The 15,179-nt window shown below is 74.1% G+C and carries 15 protein-coding genes and 2 tRNA genes; 6 read left to right on the top strand and 11 right to left on the bottom strand.

The genetic code is table 11. The annotated features are described in order from the left end of the window. Positions 1-81 precede the first annotated feature (81 nt). The 3 genes from ACN9MS_RS12835 to ACN9MS_RS12845 all read right to left on the bottom strand — a co-directional run bounded on the left by ACN9MS_RS12835 (position 82) and on the right by ACN9MS_RS12845 (position 2,114). Positions 82-582, bottom strand: a complete 501-nt coding sequence (locus ACN9MS_RS12835) for a DUF3145 domain-containing protein (protein WP_426308943.1) — start codon at positions 580-582, stop codon at positions 82-84. Between the two features lie 171 nt (positions 583-753). Continuing rightward, a complete protein-coding gene (gene def / locus ACN9MS_RS12840; protein ID WP_047233027.1) occupies positions 754-1,239 on the bottom strand; it encodes a peptide deformylase in 486 nt (161 codons plus the stop codon). Positions 1,240-1,307: 68 nt separating this feature from the next. Beyond that, the gene (locus ACN9MS_RS12845; RefSeq protein WP_426308944.1) at positions 1,308-2,114 is read right to left on the bottom strand and encodes a DUF1206 domain-containing protein; all 807 of its coding nucleotides are present in this window, start codon (positions 2,112-2,114) and stop codon (positions 1,308-1,310) included. 140 nt (positions 2,115-2,254) lie between these two features. On the opposite strand from ACN9MS_RS12845, the gene ACN9MS_RS12850 reads away from it, so the two are divergent. Continuing rightward, positions 2,255-3,364, top strand: a complete 1,110-nt coding sequence (locus ACN9MS_RS12850) for an acyltransferase family protein (protein ID WP_426308945.1) — start codon at positions 2,255-2,257, stop codon at positions 3,362-3,364. Here the strand turns inward: ACN9MS_RS12850 and ACN9MS_RS12855 are convergent. Next, entirely contained in the window at positions 3,337-3,696 is a 360-nt protein-coding gene (locus ACN9MS_RS12855) for a DUF488 domain-containing protein (protein ID WP_426308946.1), read from the bottom strand. The genes ACN9MS_RS12850 and ACN9MS_RS12855 overlap by 28 nt on opposite strands. 77 nt (positions 3,697-3,773) lie before the next feature. After that, positions 3,774-3,850: transfer RNA gene (locus ACN9MS_RS12860), tRNA-Ile, on the bottom strand. 58 nt (positions 3,851-3,908) lie between these two features. On the opposite strand from ACN9MS_RS12860, the gene ACN9MS_RS12865 reads away from it, so the two are divergent. From ACN9MS_RS12865 to ACN9MS_RS12875, 3 genes are all read left to right on the top strand, one after another. After that, positions 3,909-4,424: a hypothetical protein gene (locus ACN9MS_RS12865; protein WP_277516391.1), complete on the top strand. Its 516-nt coding sequence runs from the start codon at positions 3,909-3,911 to the stop codon at positions 4,422-4,424. 55 nt (positions 4,425-4,479) lie between these two features. Further along, positions 4,480-4,552 (top strand) — tRNA-Asn (locus tag ACN9MS_RS12870). 129 nt (positions 4,553-4,681) lie between these two features. After that, the gene (locus ACN9MS_RS12875; RefSeq protein ID WP_426308947.1) at positions 4,682-6,145 is read left to right on the top strand and encodes an MDR family MFS transporter; all 1,464 of its coding nucleotides are present in this window, start codon (positions 4,682-4,684) and stop codon (positions 6,143-6,145) included. A gap of 10 nt (positions 6,146-6,155) precedes the next feature. Here ACN9MS_RS12875 and dnaG read toward each other — a convergent pair whose 3' ends face one another. Together dnaG and ACN9MS_RS12885 are read right to left on the bottom strand one after the other, a co-directional pair. After that, a complete protein-coding gene (dnaG, locus tag ACN9MS_RS12880) occupies positions 6,156-8,102 on the bottom strand; it encodes a DNA primase (RefSeq protein WP_313663105.1) in 1,947 nt (648 codons plus the stop codon). A 56-nt stretch (positions 8,103-8,158) separates the two neighbouring features. Continuing rightward, the gene (locus ACN9MS_RS12885; protein WP_426308948.1) at positions 8,159-9,079 is read right to left on the bottom strand and encodes a helix-turn-helix domain-containing protein; all 921 of its coding nucleotides are present in this window, start codon (positions 9,077-9,079) and stop codon (positions 8,159-8,161) included. A 93-nt stretch (positions 9,080-9,172) separates the two neighbouring features. On the opposite strand from ACN9MS_RS12885, the gene ACN9MS_RS12890 reads away from it, so the two are divergent. Continuing rightward, on the top strand, positions 9,173-9,625 hold the full coding sequence (locus ACN9MS_RS12890) for a VOC family protein (protein WP_313663107.1): 453 nt from the start codon (positions 9,173-9,175) through the stop codon (positions 9,623-9,625). Between the two features lie 42 nt (positions 9,626-9,667). Here the strand turns inward: ACN9MS_RS12890 and ACN9MS_RS12895 are convergent, their stop codons facing one another. Continuing rightward, positions 9,668-10,960 (bottom strand): deoxyguanosinetriphosphate triphosphohydrolase, encoded by a 1,293-nt coding sequence (locus tag ACN9MS_RS12895; protein ID WP_426311894.1) that lies wholly within the window; start codon positions 10,958-10,960, stop codon positions 9,668-9,670. Between the two features lie 62 nt (positions 10,961-11,022). Continuing rightward, positions 11,023-11,784 (bottom strand): metallophosphoesterase family protein, encoded by a 762-nt coding sequence (locus ACN9MS_RS12900; RefSeq protein ID WP_426308949.1) that lies wholly within the window; start codon positions 11,782-11,784, stop codon positions 11,023-11,025. Positions 11,785-11,908: 124 nt separating this feature from the next. Between ACN9MS_RS12900 and ACN9MS_RS12905 the strand changes: the two genes are divergently transcribed. Beyond that, positions 11,909-12,346 (top strand): hypothetical protein, encoded by a 438-nt coding sequence (locus ACN9MS_RS12905; RefSeq protein WP_375824777.1) that lies wholly within the window; start codon positions 11,909-11,911, stop codon positions 12,344-12,346. Between the two features lie 68 nt (positions 12,347-12,414). Here the strand turns inward: ACN9MS_RS12905 and ACN9MS_RS12910 are convergent, their stop codons facing one another. Both ACN9MS_RS12910 and ACN9MS_RS12915 read right to left on the bottom strand, forming a co-directional pair. After that, the gene (locus ACN9MS_RS12910; RefSeq protein ID WP_426308950.1) at positions 12,415-14,256 is read right to left on the bottom strand and encodes a glycoside hydrolase family 13 protein; all 1,842 of its coding nucleotides are present in this window, start codon (positions 14,254-14,256) and stop codon (positions 12,415-12,417) included. Between the two features lie 4 nt (positions 14,257-14,260). Further along, on the bottom strand, positions 14,261-15,178 hold the full coding sequence (locus ACN9MS_RS12915; protein ID WP_426308951.1) for a sugar ABC transporter permease: 918 nt from the start codon (positions 15,176-15,178) through the stop codon (positions 14,261-14,263). Position 15,179: the final 1 nt, after the last annotated feature.

Genomic DNA, 15,179 nt, shown 5'->3' on the forward strand with positions numbered 1-15,179 from the left:
TCGTTCGAGGAGGCGGCCTTCGTGCCGCCGGAGACCGTTGCCGTGGGCGCACCGGTGAGCCGGGACGCACGGCCCGCCCGGTCAGCCCACCCGGTGCAGCCAGCGCACGGGAGCTCCGGCGCCGGCGTAGCGGAACGGCTCGAGCTCGTCGTCCCACGCCTTGCCGAGCGCGAGGTGCAGGGCGTCGCGCATGGCCCACGGCTCGCTCGCCTGCTCGAGGGCGGCGCGGATGCGGTCCTCGGGGACGACGATGTTGCCGTGCACGTCGGTCTGGGCGTAGAAGATGCCGAGGTCGGGCGTGTGGGACCACCGGCCGCCGTCGACCCCGTGGCTGGGCTCCTCGGTGACCTCGTAGCGCAGGTGGGACCAGCCGCGCAGCGCGGAGGCGAGCTTGGCGCCCGTCCCCTGCGGGCCCTGCCACGAGTACTCGGCCCGGTAGAGGCCGCGCGCGGCGGGCTGCTCGGTCCAGTCGAGCGACACGCGCACGCCGAGGACGTTGCCCGCGGCCCACTCCATGTGCGGGCACAGAGCACGCGGTGCTGAGTGCACGTAAAGAACACCGCGGGTGATGGCACCGGCCATGTCTGCCTCCCTAGGTCGAGGTTGCGTCTTCCCCAACGTCCTCACCGAGGGTGGTGTCACAGCACGTCACAGGTACGTCGCGGCGTGTCTCGTGCCCATCTTGCACGACATCGCGCGTTCGCGCGAGAGATTCGCCGGGCGTGCCCGGCAGCGGTCAGACGACGCGCGTCGTCACAGGTGGGCGCGCAGCTCCCGCATCGCCTTCTTGCGCACGGAGCGGTCGAGACGGTCGAGGTAGAGCATGCCGTCCAGGTGGTCGCACTCGTGCTGGAGGCAGCGGGCCATGAGCTCGGTGCCCTCGACGACGACCTCGTTGCCGTCGAGGTCCGTCCCCACGACGCGCGCGTACCAGGCGCGTCGCGTCGGGTACCAGAGGTTGGGGACCGAGAGGCAGCCCTCGTCGCCGTCCTGGTAGTCGTCGGAGAGCTCGACGATGCGCGGGTTGAGCACGTACCCGATCTCGTCGTCGATGTTCCAGGAGAACGCCCGGAGGTTCACGCCGATCTGGTTGGCGGCGAGGCCCGCGCGTCCCTCGTGGTCGACGGTCTCGACGAGGTCCGCGACGAGCGAGCGCACACGGTCGTCGATGGTGGTGATCTCGTCGCAGGGGGTGCGGAGCACGGGGTCCGGGATGGTCCGGATCTCTCTCATCGCCATGGTCGCCATTCTTCCATGCGCGCGCGGACGGGCGGCCGGCCTCACGGCCGACGCGCCTGTCCACCGCGTCACATGCGGGCGTACCGGGCGCGGGCGAAGGAGTAGAGCCCGTACGCGGCGAAGCCGAGCCCGACCGCGACGAGCAGCACCGCGCCGAACGGCTGGGCCGCGAGGGTCGCGAACGCGGCGTCGAGCCCGCCCGCCTGCTCCGGGTCGTGCTGCACGGCGGCCACGACGAAGAGCGCGCCGAGCACGCCGAGCGCGACGCCCTTGGCGATGTAGCCGACCCGGCCGAGCGTCACGACGGCGCGACCGACGTTCCCGCCCGTGCCGCCCTCGAGGTCCTCGAGGAACTTCTTCCGCCAGCCCTTGACCACGTGGTAGACGCCGGCGGCGGCGATCCCGACGCCGACCGCACCGACGAGGAGGACGCCGCCCGGCTTCTGCATGAGCGTCGCCGTCATGCCCTCCTCCTGGCCGGAGCCGCCCGCGGACCCGTTCACGACCTGCACGGCGAGCACCCCGAGTGCGAGGTACAGGACCGCCTTGCCGGCGGCCTTGAGCCGGTCGGACGTCTCGACGGCGCCGCTCACCGCCACGGTGAGCTGCCACAGCGCGAGCGCGGCGAACGCCACGACGGCGAACCAGAGGAGGGCGGTCCCGCCCGGAGTCTGCGCGATGGCGGTGAGGGCGCCGGTCTGGTCCGCCTGCTCGCTGGACGCCGAACCCGTCGCCACCTGGACGGCGAGGACTCCCACCACGAGGTGGAGCACGCCGCTCACCGCGTACCCGGCACGTGCCAGGAGCTCGAGCATCCTGCTGCCTCGTGCGCCTCGCGCTGCCGCCTTGCCCGTCGAGCTGATGCTCGGTGCCACTGGACCTCCTCGGTCGTCGGGACGCCGCCCCCAGCGTCGCCGGGTTCTCCGGCCCGGACACGGTGCCAGCCCTGCGCCGTGCACGCACGTCGAACGGCTCTCCCAGGTCCCTCAGATCACGGTTTGGTAACGTGCCTCGAATGCCCTCGACGACTCCGCGCCTCGCCGTGCTCGACGGACTCCGGTTCGCGGCCGCTGCGGCGGTGCTCGTGTACCACTTCGTCGCCGTCAACCACCACGCGTGGGGCGAGCGGACGAGCGACTCCCTGCCGGGTGCGCAGGGCGTCGCCGCCTACGGCTCCTTCGGCGTCCAGCTCTTCTTCGTCGTGTCCGGGTTCGTCATCCTCATGACGGCGTGGGGACGCGACGTGCGCGGCTTCGTCGCCTCGCGCGCCGGCCGGCTGTTCCCCGCGTACTGGGCGGCGGTCATCCTCACCCTGCTGCTGCTCGTCCTGGTGATCCCCGGGCGCCGCGACGTCGACCTCCCGCAGGCGGCGGCCAACCTCACCATGGTCCAGCGCGCGTTCGGGATCCCCGACCTGGAGGCAATCTACTGGACGCTCTGGTCGGAGCTGCGGTTCTACGTGCTCGTCGGCGTGCTGGTGGCCGTCGGGCTCACCCGCGCGCGGGTGCTCGCCTTCGTCGTGCTGTGGCCGGTCGCGGGGGCGATCGCCACGCAGACGGGCTCCGACCTCGTCGCGACCGTCCTCGTCGCGCCCGACGCCCCGCTCTTCGCCGGCGGGATGGTGCTCTACCTCCTCACGCGGGAGCGCCGCTCGCCTGTCCTGTGGCTCGCGCTCGCGCTCGACGTGGTGCTCGCGGCAGCCGTCTCGGGCAGGATCCAGGCGGCCCGCATCGAGAACAGCACCGACGTCGTCGTGTCCCCGACCGTGTGGTGGGTCGCGATCGTCCTGTGCTTCGCCGTCGTCGCGGCCGCGACGCTCACCCCGCTCGCACGGATCTCCTGGGGCTGGCTCACCGCGCTCGGCGCCCTGACGTACCCGCTCTACCTCGTGCACTCGTCGTGGGGGCGGTGGGTGATCGAGTCGGTGCACCCGTACCTCTCCAGGGCGGCGACGCTGACCGTGGCCGTCGCGGTGTGCCTGGTGCTCGCCTGGGCGATCCACCGCGCCGTCGAACGTCCGCTCGGCCCGCGGCTGCGCCGCGCCCTCGATCGCGACCTCCGACGCGACGCCGGTCCCCCGGGTCGCGCCCCGGCGCGTCAGGACGGACCGGTCGCGGCCAGGTAGTCCCGCAGCACGACCGCCTGGTTGTGCTCCTCGTCCTTCGCCCCGTACACGAGCGTCACCACGGGATGCTGCCCGACGACGTCCCGCAGCTCTCCCACCGCCTCGCCGTTCACGTCGAGCTCGGCCCGGTACCGCTCGGCGAACTCGTCGAACAGCCGCTCCTCGTGGTGGAACCAGCGGCGCAGCTCCGTGGACGGCGCGACCTCCTTGAGCCACAGGCCCACGCGCGCCTTCTCCTTGGTCTCGCCGCGCGGCCACAGCCGGTCGACGAGCACGCGGAAGCCGTCATCCTCCTCGGCCGGCTCGTACACGCGCTTGATCCGTACCGTCATGGGGCCATGACACCGCGCGGTGCCGCGCACCGCATCCGCAGGGCGGACAGGGACGTGGGCGTGGGCGAGCAGCCCGGTGGTGCCCCGTGCAGGACTTGAACCCGCGACCGAGAGATTATGAGTCTCCTGCTCTGACCAGCTGAGCTAACGGGGCGCGCGGGCGAGCATACCGCCCGTCCTGCCGGCCGACCCGGAGCGGCTACGGTGGGGTCGTGTCCTGGTTCCGCCGTCCCAGCCTGCCCGACCCGGTCCGCCGCGCGCTCGACGTCCCGGCGGACGACCGCGTGCTCGCCTCGGCCGAGCTGACCGACGGCTCGTGGGCGGTCGCGACGCGCACCGAGCTCCTCACGAGCGACGCCGCGGGCGGGACGGTCGCGCGGCGCCCGTGGTCGGACGTCGACCGGGCGGGGTACTCGCCGGAGACCGCGACGATCACGGTCTCGTGGGTCGACGGCGGCGCTCCCCTGGTCCTCCGCCTCGCCGACGCGCGCCGCACGTCGCTCGCCCAGACGCTGCGCGAGCGCGTGCAGTCGTCGGTGGTCCTGTCGGAGACCGTGACGTTCGCCGCGGGGCTCACCGCGCGGGTCGCGGTGCGGCGCGACGGCGACGGCGAGCTCTTCTCGCAGGTCGTCGCCGACCCCGGTGTCGACCTGACCGACCCCGAGGTGACGGCCCGCGTCGACGCGGCGGAGGGGCGGGTCCGGTCGGCGTCCGGACTACCCCTCTGAGCCTGCTAGAGTTTTCCCCGGTCGCTGCGGTGCACACCGCGACGGCCACGATCGATCCCGCGTAGCTCAGCTGGCAGAGCATCCGACTGTTAATCGGACGGTCGTAGGTTCAAGTCCTACCGCGGGAGCCCACGAGCTCGGCCCCGGATCGCCCAGCGGTCCGGGGCCGAGCTGTTTCTCCGGCCAGGCCGACCGATCCGACCCGCGCAGTCACGCGCCCGGGAATACTCGACCGTTGCCCGGGGCTTGCGTCTGTCGTGACCACGACGTCCCCCGCCGGGATCGGCCTGCGCTCGGAGCGCGGCCCCGTCCTCCTCGCCCTCATGCTGTCGACGGCCCTCGTCGCGCTCGACGCGACGATCATCGCGACGGCGTCGGCGACGATCGCCCGCGAGCTCGGCGGGTTCGCGCAGCTCCCCTGGCTGTTCTCGAGCTACCTGCTCGCGCAGGCGGTCGGGACGCCGGTCTTCGGCAGGCTGTCCGACGTCCTCGGCCGCAAGCGCCTCATGCTGGCGGGGGTCGCCCTCTTCTTCCTCGGGTCCGTGCTGTGCGGGTTCGCGTGGTCGATGCCCGCTCTCGTCGCCGGGCGCGTGCTCCAGGGCCTCGGGGCCGGTGCCGTCATGCCCGTCTCGCAGACGATCGCCGCGGACATCTACACGCTCGAGGAGCGCGCGAAGGCGCAGGGCTACCTCGCGTCCGTGTGGGCGATCTCGTCCGTCGTCGGCCCGACGCTCGGCGGCGTGTTCTCGGAGTTCGTCAGCTGGCGCTGGATCTTCTTCGTCAACGTGCCGCTGTGCGCGCTGGCCGCGTGGATGCTGCACCGGCGGTACCACGAGTCGCCGCGCGAGGGAGCGCGCGAGCCCATCGACTACGCCGGCGCCGCGCTCCTCACCGCCGGCAGCACGCTGCTGCTGCTCGGTCTGCTCGAGGGCGGGTCCACGTGGGCGTGGGCCTCCCCCGCGTCGCTCGCGGTCCTTGGCGCCGCGGTCCTCCTGCTCGGCGTCTTCGCGGTGCACGCGCGGCGCACGCGCTACCCCGTGGTCGACCTCGCGATCCTGCGCCGGCGCGTCGTCGGGGTCTCGACGGCGGTCTCGCTCCTCGTCGGGGTGATCGTCCTCGCGCTGTCCACGTACGTGCCGATCTACGCCCAGGGCGTCCTCGGCGTCGGTCCGCTCGTCGCGGGCTTCGCGCTCGCGGCGATGACGGTCGGCTGGCCGATCTCGGCCTCGAACGCCGGGCGCCTCTACCTGCGGATCGGCTTCCGCTGGACCGCCGTCATCGGCTCCGCGCTCGTCCTCGCCGGCACCTCGCTCACGCTGCTGCTGGGCACGTCGTCGTCGGTGGTGGCCGTCGCCGCGACGACCTTCGTCGTCGGCGTCGGCATGGGCCTGACCGCGGTACCGACACTCATCGCCGCGCAGTCGTCCGCGGCCTTCACCGAGCGCGGCGCCGTGACCGGGACCAACATGTTCGCGCGGTCGCTCGGCTCGGCCGTCGGGGTCGCGGTCTGCGGCGCGATCGTCAACGCCAGCACGACGCTGGGCCCTGACGGCACACCCGAGGGCCCAGGCCTCATGGCCGCGATCCACGTCGTGTTCGTCCTGCTCACCGTGAGCGCCGCGGTCCTCGTCGTCCTCGCTGCCCTCATGCCGGCGGACCGCCAGGCGGCGCGGGACCGCAGGGCAGCGACGGCCGCGGCGACGGCGGACGCGGCCGCCTGACCTCCCGGCGTCAGGCGATCTCGCCCTCGCGCAGCGTGCGGCGCTCGGCCTCGACCGCGAGGAGGGTGGCGAACGCCTCCTGGTACGCGGCGAGGTCGGCCGTGGGGTCGAGGCGCTGGAGGCGGCTCTTCGCGTCGGCGACGCGGCGGGTGAGCCCGAGGTCGACGAGGCCGCGCACGACGCCCGCGACGTAGCCGCCGACGACGTTCTCCCGGTCCTCGGGCAGGGGCGCGACCGCAAGCTCGGTGACGAGGCCGCGCACGGGCTCGGCGGCCTGCTCGACGACGGCCTCGACCCAGTGCCCGGCGCCGAGCGTCGTGCCCTCGCGCACCCCGCCCGCGGCGCGGATCGCGGCGTGGACGGCGCGCCAGGCGGGGACCGCGAACGCGTCCTCGCCGAGGTCGTCGAAGACCGGCGGCACGTGCTGCGGGTACTGGAGGACGGCGACGAGCGCGAGGCGCTCGCGGCGCGCCACGGGGTCGCGCGGGTCGGGCGCCGGCAGCGCGGGGACCTCCGGCTCGGGTGCGGCGGCCTCCGCACCCGGGCGGGCGTCGTCGGGCCGCGCGGTGCGGACCGGGCCGGGCGTGCTGCCCCGCTTGGCGGCGGCCGCCACCTCGCGGCGGACGCGCTCGGCGTCCATGCCGATCCAGCCGGCGAGCATGCGGGCGTACTCGGGGCGCAGCGCGGCGTCGCGGATCCCCGCGACGACGGGGGCTGCGGCGCGCAGCGCGCCGACGCGCCCCTCGGCGGTGTCGAGGTCGAACGTCGCGAGCGTCGTCCTGATGACGAACTCGAAGAGGGGCTGGCGCCCGTCGACGAGAGCACGCACGGCATCGGGGCCGCGGGCCATGCGCAGTTCGCACGGGTCCATGCCGCTCGGCTCGACGGCCACGAACGTCTGGGCGTAGAACCGCTGGTCCTCGCCGAACGCGCGCACGGCGGCCTTCTGGCCCGCCGCGTCGCCGTCGAACGTGAAGACGACCTCGCCCCCGACGGACGCGCCCGACGCGAGCTGCATGCCACCCCCGGCCGTCGTGTCGCCGAGGAGGCGGCGCACGATGCGCGCGTGGTCGGAGCCGAACGCCGTGCCGCACGTCGCGACGGCGGTCGTCACGCCGGACAGGTGCGCCGCCATGACGTCGGTGTACCCCTCGACGACGACGACGCGCTTCTGCTTGGCGATCTCGCGCTTGGCGAGGTCGATGCCGTAGAGCACGTGCGACTTCTTGTAGAGCGAGGTCTCGGGCGTGTTGAGGTACTTGGGCCCCTGGTCCTCGTCGTAGAGGCGGCGCGCGCCGAACCCGACGATCTCGCCCGTGACGTCGCGGATGGGCCACACGAGGCGCCCGCGGAACCGGTCGTAGATGCCGCGCTGGCCCTGGCTCATGAGGCCGGACGCGACGAGCTCGGGCTGCGTGAAGCCGCGCCCCTGGAGATGGCGCTGGAGGTTGTCCCAGCCGGTGGGCGCGTACCCGACGCCGAAGTGCTCGGCGTCGGCGCGGTCGAAGCTGCGCTCGGCGAGGAACGCGCGCGCCGCCTGCGCGCCGGACGCGAAGAGCTGCTCGGAGAAGTACTGCGCGGCGACGCGGTGCGCCTCGAGCAGCCGCTGTCGCCGGCCCGGCTCCTCGCGCGGGCGCTGCGGCCCGCCGGAGTCCTCGTAGCGGAGCTGGATCCCCACGCGGTCGGCGAGGTACTCGACGGCCTCGACGAACGTCAGGCCGTCGATCTTCTGCACGAACGAGATGACGTCGCCGCCCTCGCCGCACCCGAAGCAGTGCCAGCGCCCCACCCCGGGACGCACGTGGAACGACGGCGACCGCTCGTCGTGGAAGGGGCACAGGCCCTTGAGCGAGCCGACGCCCGCGGTCTTGAGGGTGACGTGCGCGGAGACGATCTCGTCGATCCGCGCGCGGTCGCGGACGGCTTCCACGTCCTCGCGTCGAATCAGGCCTGCCACGGAGCGAGTCTATGCGCCCGGGCGGTGCCCCGGGCGTGGCTGGACGGCGTCGTCGGTCACCCCCGGGCCGGCCCCGACGCCGCCGGGACGAGCGCGGCGCGCGACGCGGCGCAGCGTCGCGCGTAGGCGCCGGGCGTGGACCCGGTCGCGCGGGCGAAGTCGGTGCCGAGGTGCGCCTGGTCGTAGTAGCCGACGGCGGTCGCGAGCGCCGCGAGGTCCTGGTCGGGGTCCGCCGCGAGCAGGTCGGCGGCGAGGTGCACGCGGTGACGCTGGAGGGCCCACTTGGGGCTCACGCCGACGTACGCGGCGAAGAGGCGCTGGAGCGAGCGCGGCGACATCCCGACGACCGCCGCGAGGTCGCCGACGCCCGCTGCCGGGCCGAGCTCGCCGCCCACGAGGGCCGCGAGAACGCGCGCGACGCGGTCGAGGTCGCGCTCGGCGCGGACGGTCCGCGCGCGCTCGGCCCGCGAGCGCAGGAGCGGCTCGACGGCGCGTGCCGCGTCCTCGTCCCGGCCCGCGCGGGCGAGGCCGAGCGCGGTCGCCCCGGTGCGCTCCGCCGTCGGGCCGAGGAACGCGGCCGCGGGGACCTGCACCCCCGGGCGCACGGCGTCCGGGTGCACGAGCAGCACCCGGAACGCGCCGGGCCGCAGCTTGGTGCCGACGACGGCGCCCGACCCGGTCAAGGTGCGCTCGAACAGCCCCGGCGGGATGCCGTGCGCGACGTAGCCGGACTCCTCGGCGACCACGTTGGCGGCCGGGTGCGGCACGAGGACCTGCGTGAACGACTCTCCCGGCGGCAGGTTCCACCGCACGACCCAGTGCCGCTCGACGAGGTCCGCGAGGTCCGGCGTCGGCTCGACGCGCACGAGCTCGAACCCGCGCCGCGCGGCGGCGGGGTCGACGAGCCCCCGCAACGACGTCGTCGGGCCGCGCCGGGACTCCGCCCGCACGTCGGCACGACCCTCGGGTTCGAACACCTGTCGCATTCCTCCAAGACTGGCACGGGCCGCCGACACGAGCATGGTGGGACGGCCCGCGCCCCCGCGGGCGACCACGACGAGGAGGACACCATGGAGATGTCGGCACTGCACCCCAACGTCACGGTGAGCGGCGCGCGCGACGCGATCGCGTTCTACGAGGCCGCGCTCGGCGCCGAGGTGGTCGACACCATCACGGCGGGCGACACGATCATCCACTCCGACCTGCGGCTCGCCTCTCCGGCCGGCACGAGCACGTTCACCGTCGCCGAAGCGTTCCCGCCGGACTCGGTCGCGCCGGAGCCGGGCGCGCCCACGCACGCGTCGTTCACCGTCCCGGTCGAGGACACGGACGCCGCGTACGCGCGGGCGCTCGCCGCCGGCGCGACGAGCCTCGCGGAGCCGTCGGACTGGTTCGAGGGGTTCCGCCAGGCGGCCGTCCGCGACCCGTTCGGGCACCGCTGGTACTTCGCGACCGTCGCGGACTCGGTGACGGCCGAGGACGTCCAGCGCGCGAGCGACGCCTGGGTCACCGAGCGCGGCTGACCCCGGGCGCCCGGCCCGACGGCGGTGCCGCCCGCCGGCCGTTCAGGCCGGCGGGCGCACGAGGCGTGCGTGGAACTGCATGGCCGAGACGTCCGTGAGCGAGGCGACCTGGTCCACGACGACGCGCAGCCGGGCCGCGTCGTCGGGCGCTGCCTCCCAGTCGGCTGCGAACGACGGCTCGAGCGCGACGGGCGCGCGCTCGGAGAAGACGTGCACGAGGTCGGCGATGACCTCGCGCTGGCGCTGGTAGAGCGGCTCCTGCTCGCGCGGCGCCATCACGTAGGCGACCGCGACGCCCTTGAGCACGAGGATCTCCGCCACCGTCTCGTCCGGCACGACGAGCCGTGCGGCGTACCGGGTGAGCGGCCCGTCCCCGTAGAGGGCGCGCGTCGCGTCCTGCGCCGCGCCGGTGAACCGGCCGATGAGCTGGCTCGTCGCGTCCTTGAGCGCGGCGAGCGCGCGGCGCGAGCCGTCGAACCCGGTGACCAGGTGCCCGGTGCCCTGGAGGCGCGTGATCGCGGCGTCGAGCGCCGCCTCGTCGTACGCGGTGCCGTACCAGGAGTGGACGGCGCGCACGACCCGGGCCCGCTCGTCGGGGTCGTCGAGCACCGCGAGCTCGATGCGCCCGCCCACGATCGCGTCCTCGACGTCGTGAACCGAGTACGACACGTCGTCCGCGAGGTCCATGACCTGCGCCTCGAGGCACTTCACCTGGCTCGGCGCGCCCGCGCGCAGCCAGTCGAACACGGGTCGGTCGTCCTCGTAGACGCCGAACTTGTGGGTCGGGCGGCCGTCCGCGCGCAGCGGCGCCTCCCCCGCGCCCCACGGGTACTTGACGCTCGCGTCGAGGCTCGCGCGCGTGAGGTTGAGCCCGTACGACCGCCCGTCCGCGTCCACGACCTTGGGGTCGAGCCGCGTGAGCAGCCGCAGGGTCTGCGCGTTGCCCTCGAACCCGCCGACGTCGACCGCGAGGTCCGCGAGCGCCCGCTCCCCGTTGTGCCCGAACGGCGGGTGCCCGAGGTCGTGCGCGAGGCACGCCGTGTCGACGATGTCCGGGTCGCAGCCCAGCGCCTTGCCGATCTCGCGACCCACCTGGGCGACCTCGAGCGTGTGCGTGAGGCGCGTGCGCACGAAGTCGTCGCTGCCCGGACCGAGCACCTGCGTCTTGGCGCCGAGGCGGCGCAGCGCCGACGAGTGCACGATGCGCGCGCGGTCGCGCTCGAACGGCGTGCGCGCGCGGGACTTCGCGGACTCGACGAACCACCGCTCGGTGTCGGCGTCCGAGTACGACGCCGTGCCCTCCTCGCCGCGCGCCGGGCGCGGCCCGGTCCCCACGACCGCGGGGTCGAACGCCTCCTGCTCGAACGTCTGCACGGGCCCCAGCGTAACGACGCCGGTCAGGACGTGGCGGGAGCCGGGTCCGCGAGGCCGCGGTAGACGCCGGTGCGCAGCTCGCCCGCCCACGCGTCGGCCTCGGGCATGCCGAGGTCGTACGCGACGGCGATCTCGGCCTCGACGTCGTACGGCACGCGCACGTGCTGGAGCGAGAAGGGCGCGGGGTCGGGCGAGCCCGGGACGCCTTCGAGGATCGCGTAGACGGGCGTCGGCTCGTCGAGCGGGTTCCCGACGCTGCCGACGTTGGCGAGGGTCCGACCCCGGGACGTCTCGACGTAGGCGTCGTGGGTGTCGCCGTAGACGACGACGGTCGGCTCGGGGCCGGCGCCGGTGAGCCCGGTCGCCGCGAACATGTCGGCGAACTCCCCCACGGTGTGGCTGCGGAAGACCTTGACGTGCACGGACGCGGCCGACGCGTGGAGGAGACGGACCCGCCGGCCGCTGAGCAGCAGGTCGTGGCTCAGCGGGAGCGTGCCGAACCAGTCCCGCTGGTCCGCGCGCAGCTCGTCGCGCCACCACACGTGCTCGGGGACCCCGTCGTCGGGCGTCCGGGGCAGGAAGTCCTCCCAGTTGCCCCGGACGGTGACCGCGCACGCGTCGCGGCACCGGTCGACGACCGCCTGCCCCCGCGGACCCTTGCCGACCATGTCCCCGAGGTTGAGGATCGTCGTCACGCCGCGGGACCGCGCGTCGGCGAGGACCGCGTCGAGCGCGGACAGGTTGCCGTGGACGTCCGAGAGGATCGCGAGGCGCTCGACGGTCACGCCGCGATCCTGCCACGAGCGCGCCGGGCCGAGAAGGGAGCTCTCGCCCTCGGTCCGAGCTTCTCGGGGGCGAGAACTCCCTTCTCGGCGGCGCGCTGCCGGGCGGGGGCGTAGCCTCGCGCACATGGGTGCAGCGCACGCGCTCGAGCTGCGGGTGGTCCGGGAGGACGAGGTCGTCGAAGTGGTCCCGTACCTCGACGGCCGCTCGCTCGTGAGCATCGTCAGCGCGTTCGAGTCGGCACGTCGGTACACGCCGTCGGGCGGGTACGGCGGCATCGTGCCCGAGGTGTTCCGGTACGGCAGGGCGTCGCGCCAGTGGTACGGCCACGGTCGCCTCCCCGGACGCCGCAGGCACGCGTGGGTGCTCGCGTGCGATGGCTGCCACGAGGCGGGCTGCTGGCCGTTCGAGGTGGCGATCGACGTGGACGCGACGACGGTCACGTGGCACGACCTCGCGCAGCCTTTCCATCCCGAGTGGGACTACTCCGCGCTCGGCGCGTTCACGTTCGACCGCGCGCAGTACGACGACGCCGTGCGCCAGGTCGCGCACCTCTTCGACTGACCGCCCAGCGGGTTTCGACTGACCGCTTCTCGCCGGGCGGCCCCGCGGGACTGCCCGAACAGGGCGGATCAGCCCAGGCGCCACACCCCGACGGCTGGGCCGTCGCTCGCGAGCCGGGCGCCACCGTCGTGCCGGGTAAGGTCCAGCGAGCCGTGCAGCCGCTCCGCCTCGCCCGACCCCACGAGCGCGGGGTGCAGCGTGACGCCGTCCCACGGCGCGCGGGCGAGCGCGACGAGCACGCGCTCCCCGGGCGTCTCGCGCAGGTAGACGAGGGCGTCGTCGTCGACGTGTACCCAGCGCAGACCTCCGTGCCGCAGCGCGTCCGAGCCGCGCCGGACGGCGATCAGGCCGCGGTACAGGTCGAACGTCGCGGCGTCCCAGCGACCCGAACCCGTCGCCGCGTCGTCCCACGGCATGGTCGCGCGCCCGTGCTCGCCGTTGAGGCCCGTGAGCCCCACCTCGTCGCCCGCGAAGATCACCGGCGTGCCTGGGTAGGTGAGCAGGAGCGTCGCCGCGACCTCGACCATCTCGCGCGAGCCGACGATCGAGCGCAGGCGCGGGGTGTCGTGCGAGCCGAGCATGTTCCACTGCGACGCCGTGACGCGCCACGGCAGCACGGCGTCGAACTCGCGCATGGTCGCGACGACGTCATGCCCCCCGCGCCGCGGCGTGCGCACGGGCAGCCCGAGGTACGGGACGGGCGAGTCGGCCGGGGACAGCCACGTCCAGGCCGGGCGCGTGAACGCGGAGTAGTTCATGTTCGCGTGCCAGCCGTCGCCCGCGAGGTCGCCCGACGCGTCGTGGAAGTGCTCCGCGACGAGCGCCGCCTCGGGGTTCGCGGCCCGCATCGTCGCGCGCAGGCGGCGCGCGACCTCGAGCGTGCGGTCCTCGGCGCCGAACCGGCCGGTCATGTTCGCGACGTCGATGCGCCAGCCGTCGAGCCCGAACGGCTCGCCCAGGTAGCGCCCGACGACGGACCCGGGCCCGTCGATCATGCGCGCCCCGAGCTCGGTCGACCCGTACGACAGCTTGGGCAGCGACGCGTGCTCGAGCCAGCCGACGTACCCGGGCTCGCCGTCGGTCCAGTAGTAGAAGTCGCGCTCCGGCCCGCCAGGGTCCGCGAGCGCCCGGCCGAACCACTCGTGCCCGGCGCCCGTGTGGTTCGTCGTGAGGTCGCCCATGACGCGCAGGCCGCGCGCGTGCGCGGCGCGGATCAGCGACGCGTAGGCGGCGTCGCCGCCGAGCAGCGGGTCGACGTGGTCGAACGTGCTCGCGTCGTAGCGGTGGTTGGAGCGCCCCGGGAAGACGGGGGTCGTGTAGAGGGTCGTGACGCCGAGCGCGACGAGGTGGTCGAGCCGCTCCTCGACGCCCGCGAGGTCGCCCCCGAAGTACTGGGTCCCGACGTCGGGACCCGAGCCGTGCGGCTCGTCGTCCCAGGCCGCGGGGACGGCCCACTCCGGGAGCGGGCGCCCGTCGACCGCAGCGGAGCGCGCGAACCGGTCGGGAAAGACCTGGTAGACGACGCCGTCGCGCATCCACGCCGGCGCGCCGTCGTGGACCGTGAGGCGGAAGTCCGCGGCGTCGGGCACGTCGCGGTCCCACGTCCCGCGGCCGTTGAGCCAGCGGTACCCGGAGGCGCCCTCGTCGAGGAAGAACCGGTACCCCGTCTCGGGGTTGTGCACGAGCACCTCGGCGACGTACCAGTCCTCGTGCTCGTCCGAGCGGTCGAGCCGCGCGGGCGCGAGCCGCGGCTCGCCGTCGCGCACGGTGCGCAGCCAGACGTCGCGTACCCCCGCCGACCGGGGGACGCGCACGCGGACGGGGACCGTGTCCCCGAGGGCGGGGACGCCCTCGGGGACGTACAGCGCCGAGCCGTCGTGGTGCGGGACGGGCGTCACGACGTCGCGCACGCGGTCAGCCCTTCACGGACCCGGCGGTGAGCCCGCCGACGATGTACTTCTGGAGGTAGAGGAACAGCGCGAGCACGGGCAGCGCGGAGATCACGGCGCCGGCCGTGAACAGCCCCCAGTTCGCCTCCTTGAGCGACGACACCCAGCCGTAGAGGCCGACGGCGAGCGTCCAGTTGCGCTCCGACGTGAGGACGATGCGCGCGATGATGAACTCGCCGAACGTGCTGATGAACGACAGCAGCGCGACGACCGCGAGGATCGGCGCCACCAGGCGCAGGATGATCGTCCAGTAGATCTGCGAGTGCGTGGCCCCGTCGATCTTGGCGGCCTCGTCGAGCTCGCGCGGGACCGTGTTGAAGAACCCGTACATGAGGAACGTGTTCACGCCGAGCGCGCCGCCCAGGTACACGGCGATGAGGGCGATCTTGCTGTTCAGGCCGAGGATCGGGACGACGTTCCCGAGCCCGATGAGCAGCAGGAAGATCGCCACGAACGCGAGCATCTGCGGGAACATCTGGACGATGAGCAGCGACGTGAGGCCCATGCGGCGCCCGGCGAACCGGAAGCGCGAGAACGCGTACGCGGCGGCCGCGCCCATGAGGACCGTGCCGACGGACGTTGCGACCGCGATGACGAGCGTGTTGCCCATCCACGTCCAGAACATCGTCGTGCCGAGCTCGGCGTAGTTCGCCCCGCTCACGTCGGAGAACAACGTGTTGGAGCCGGTGAGCGTCCCGTTCTCCGACAGCGAGGCCGAGAGGACGTAGACGAGCGGGAAGGCCGCGTAGACGACGGCGATCACGCCGACGACGTGCCGCCAGCCGAGCTCGGAGAACCAGCGCCCCGGCTTCATCCGGTTCCGCGAGGTCACGGACGGGGCGGGACGACCGCCGACGACGGGGGGTGCCTGGGTGGTCGCCATG

It is taken from the genome of Cellulosimicrobium sp. E-16 (assembly GCF_049913115.1).
In the GTDB taxonomy this organism is placed as follows: Bacteria; Actinomycetota; Actinomycetes; order Actinomycetales; family Cellulomonadaceae; genus Cellulosimicrobium.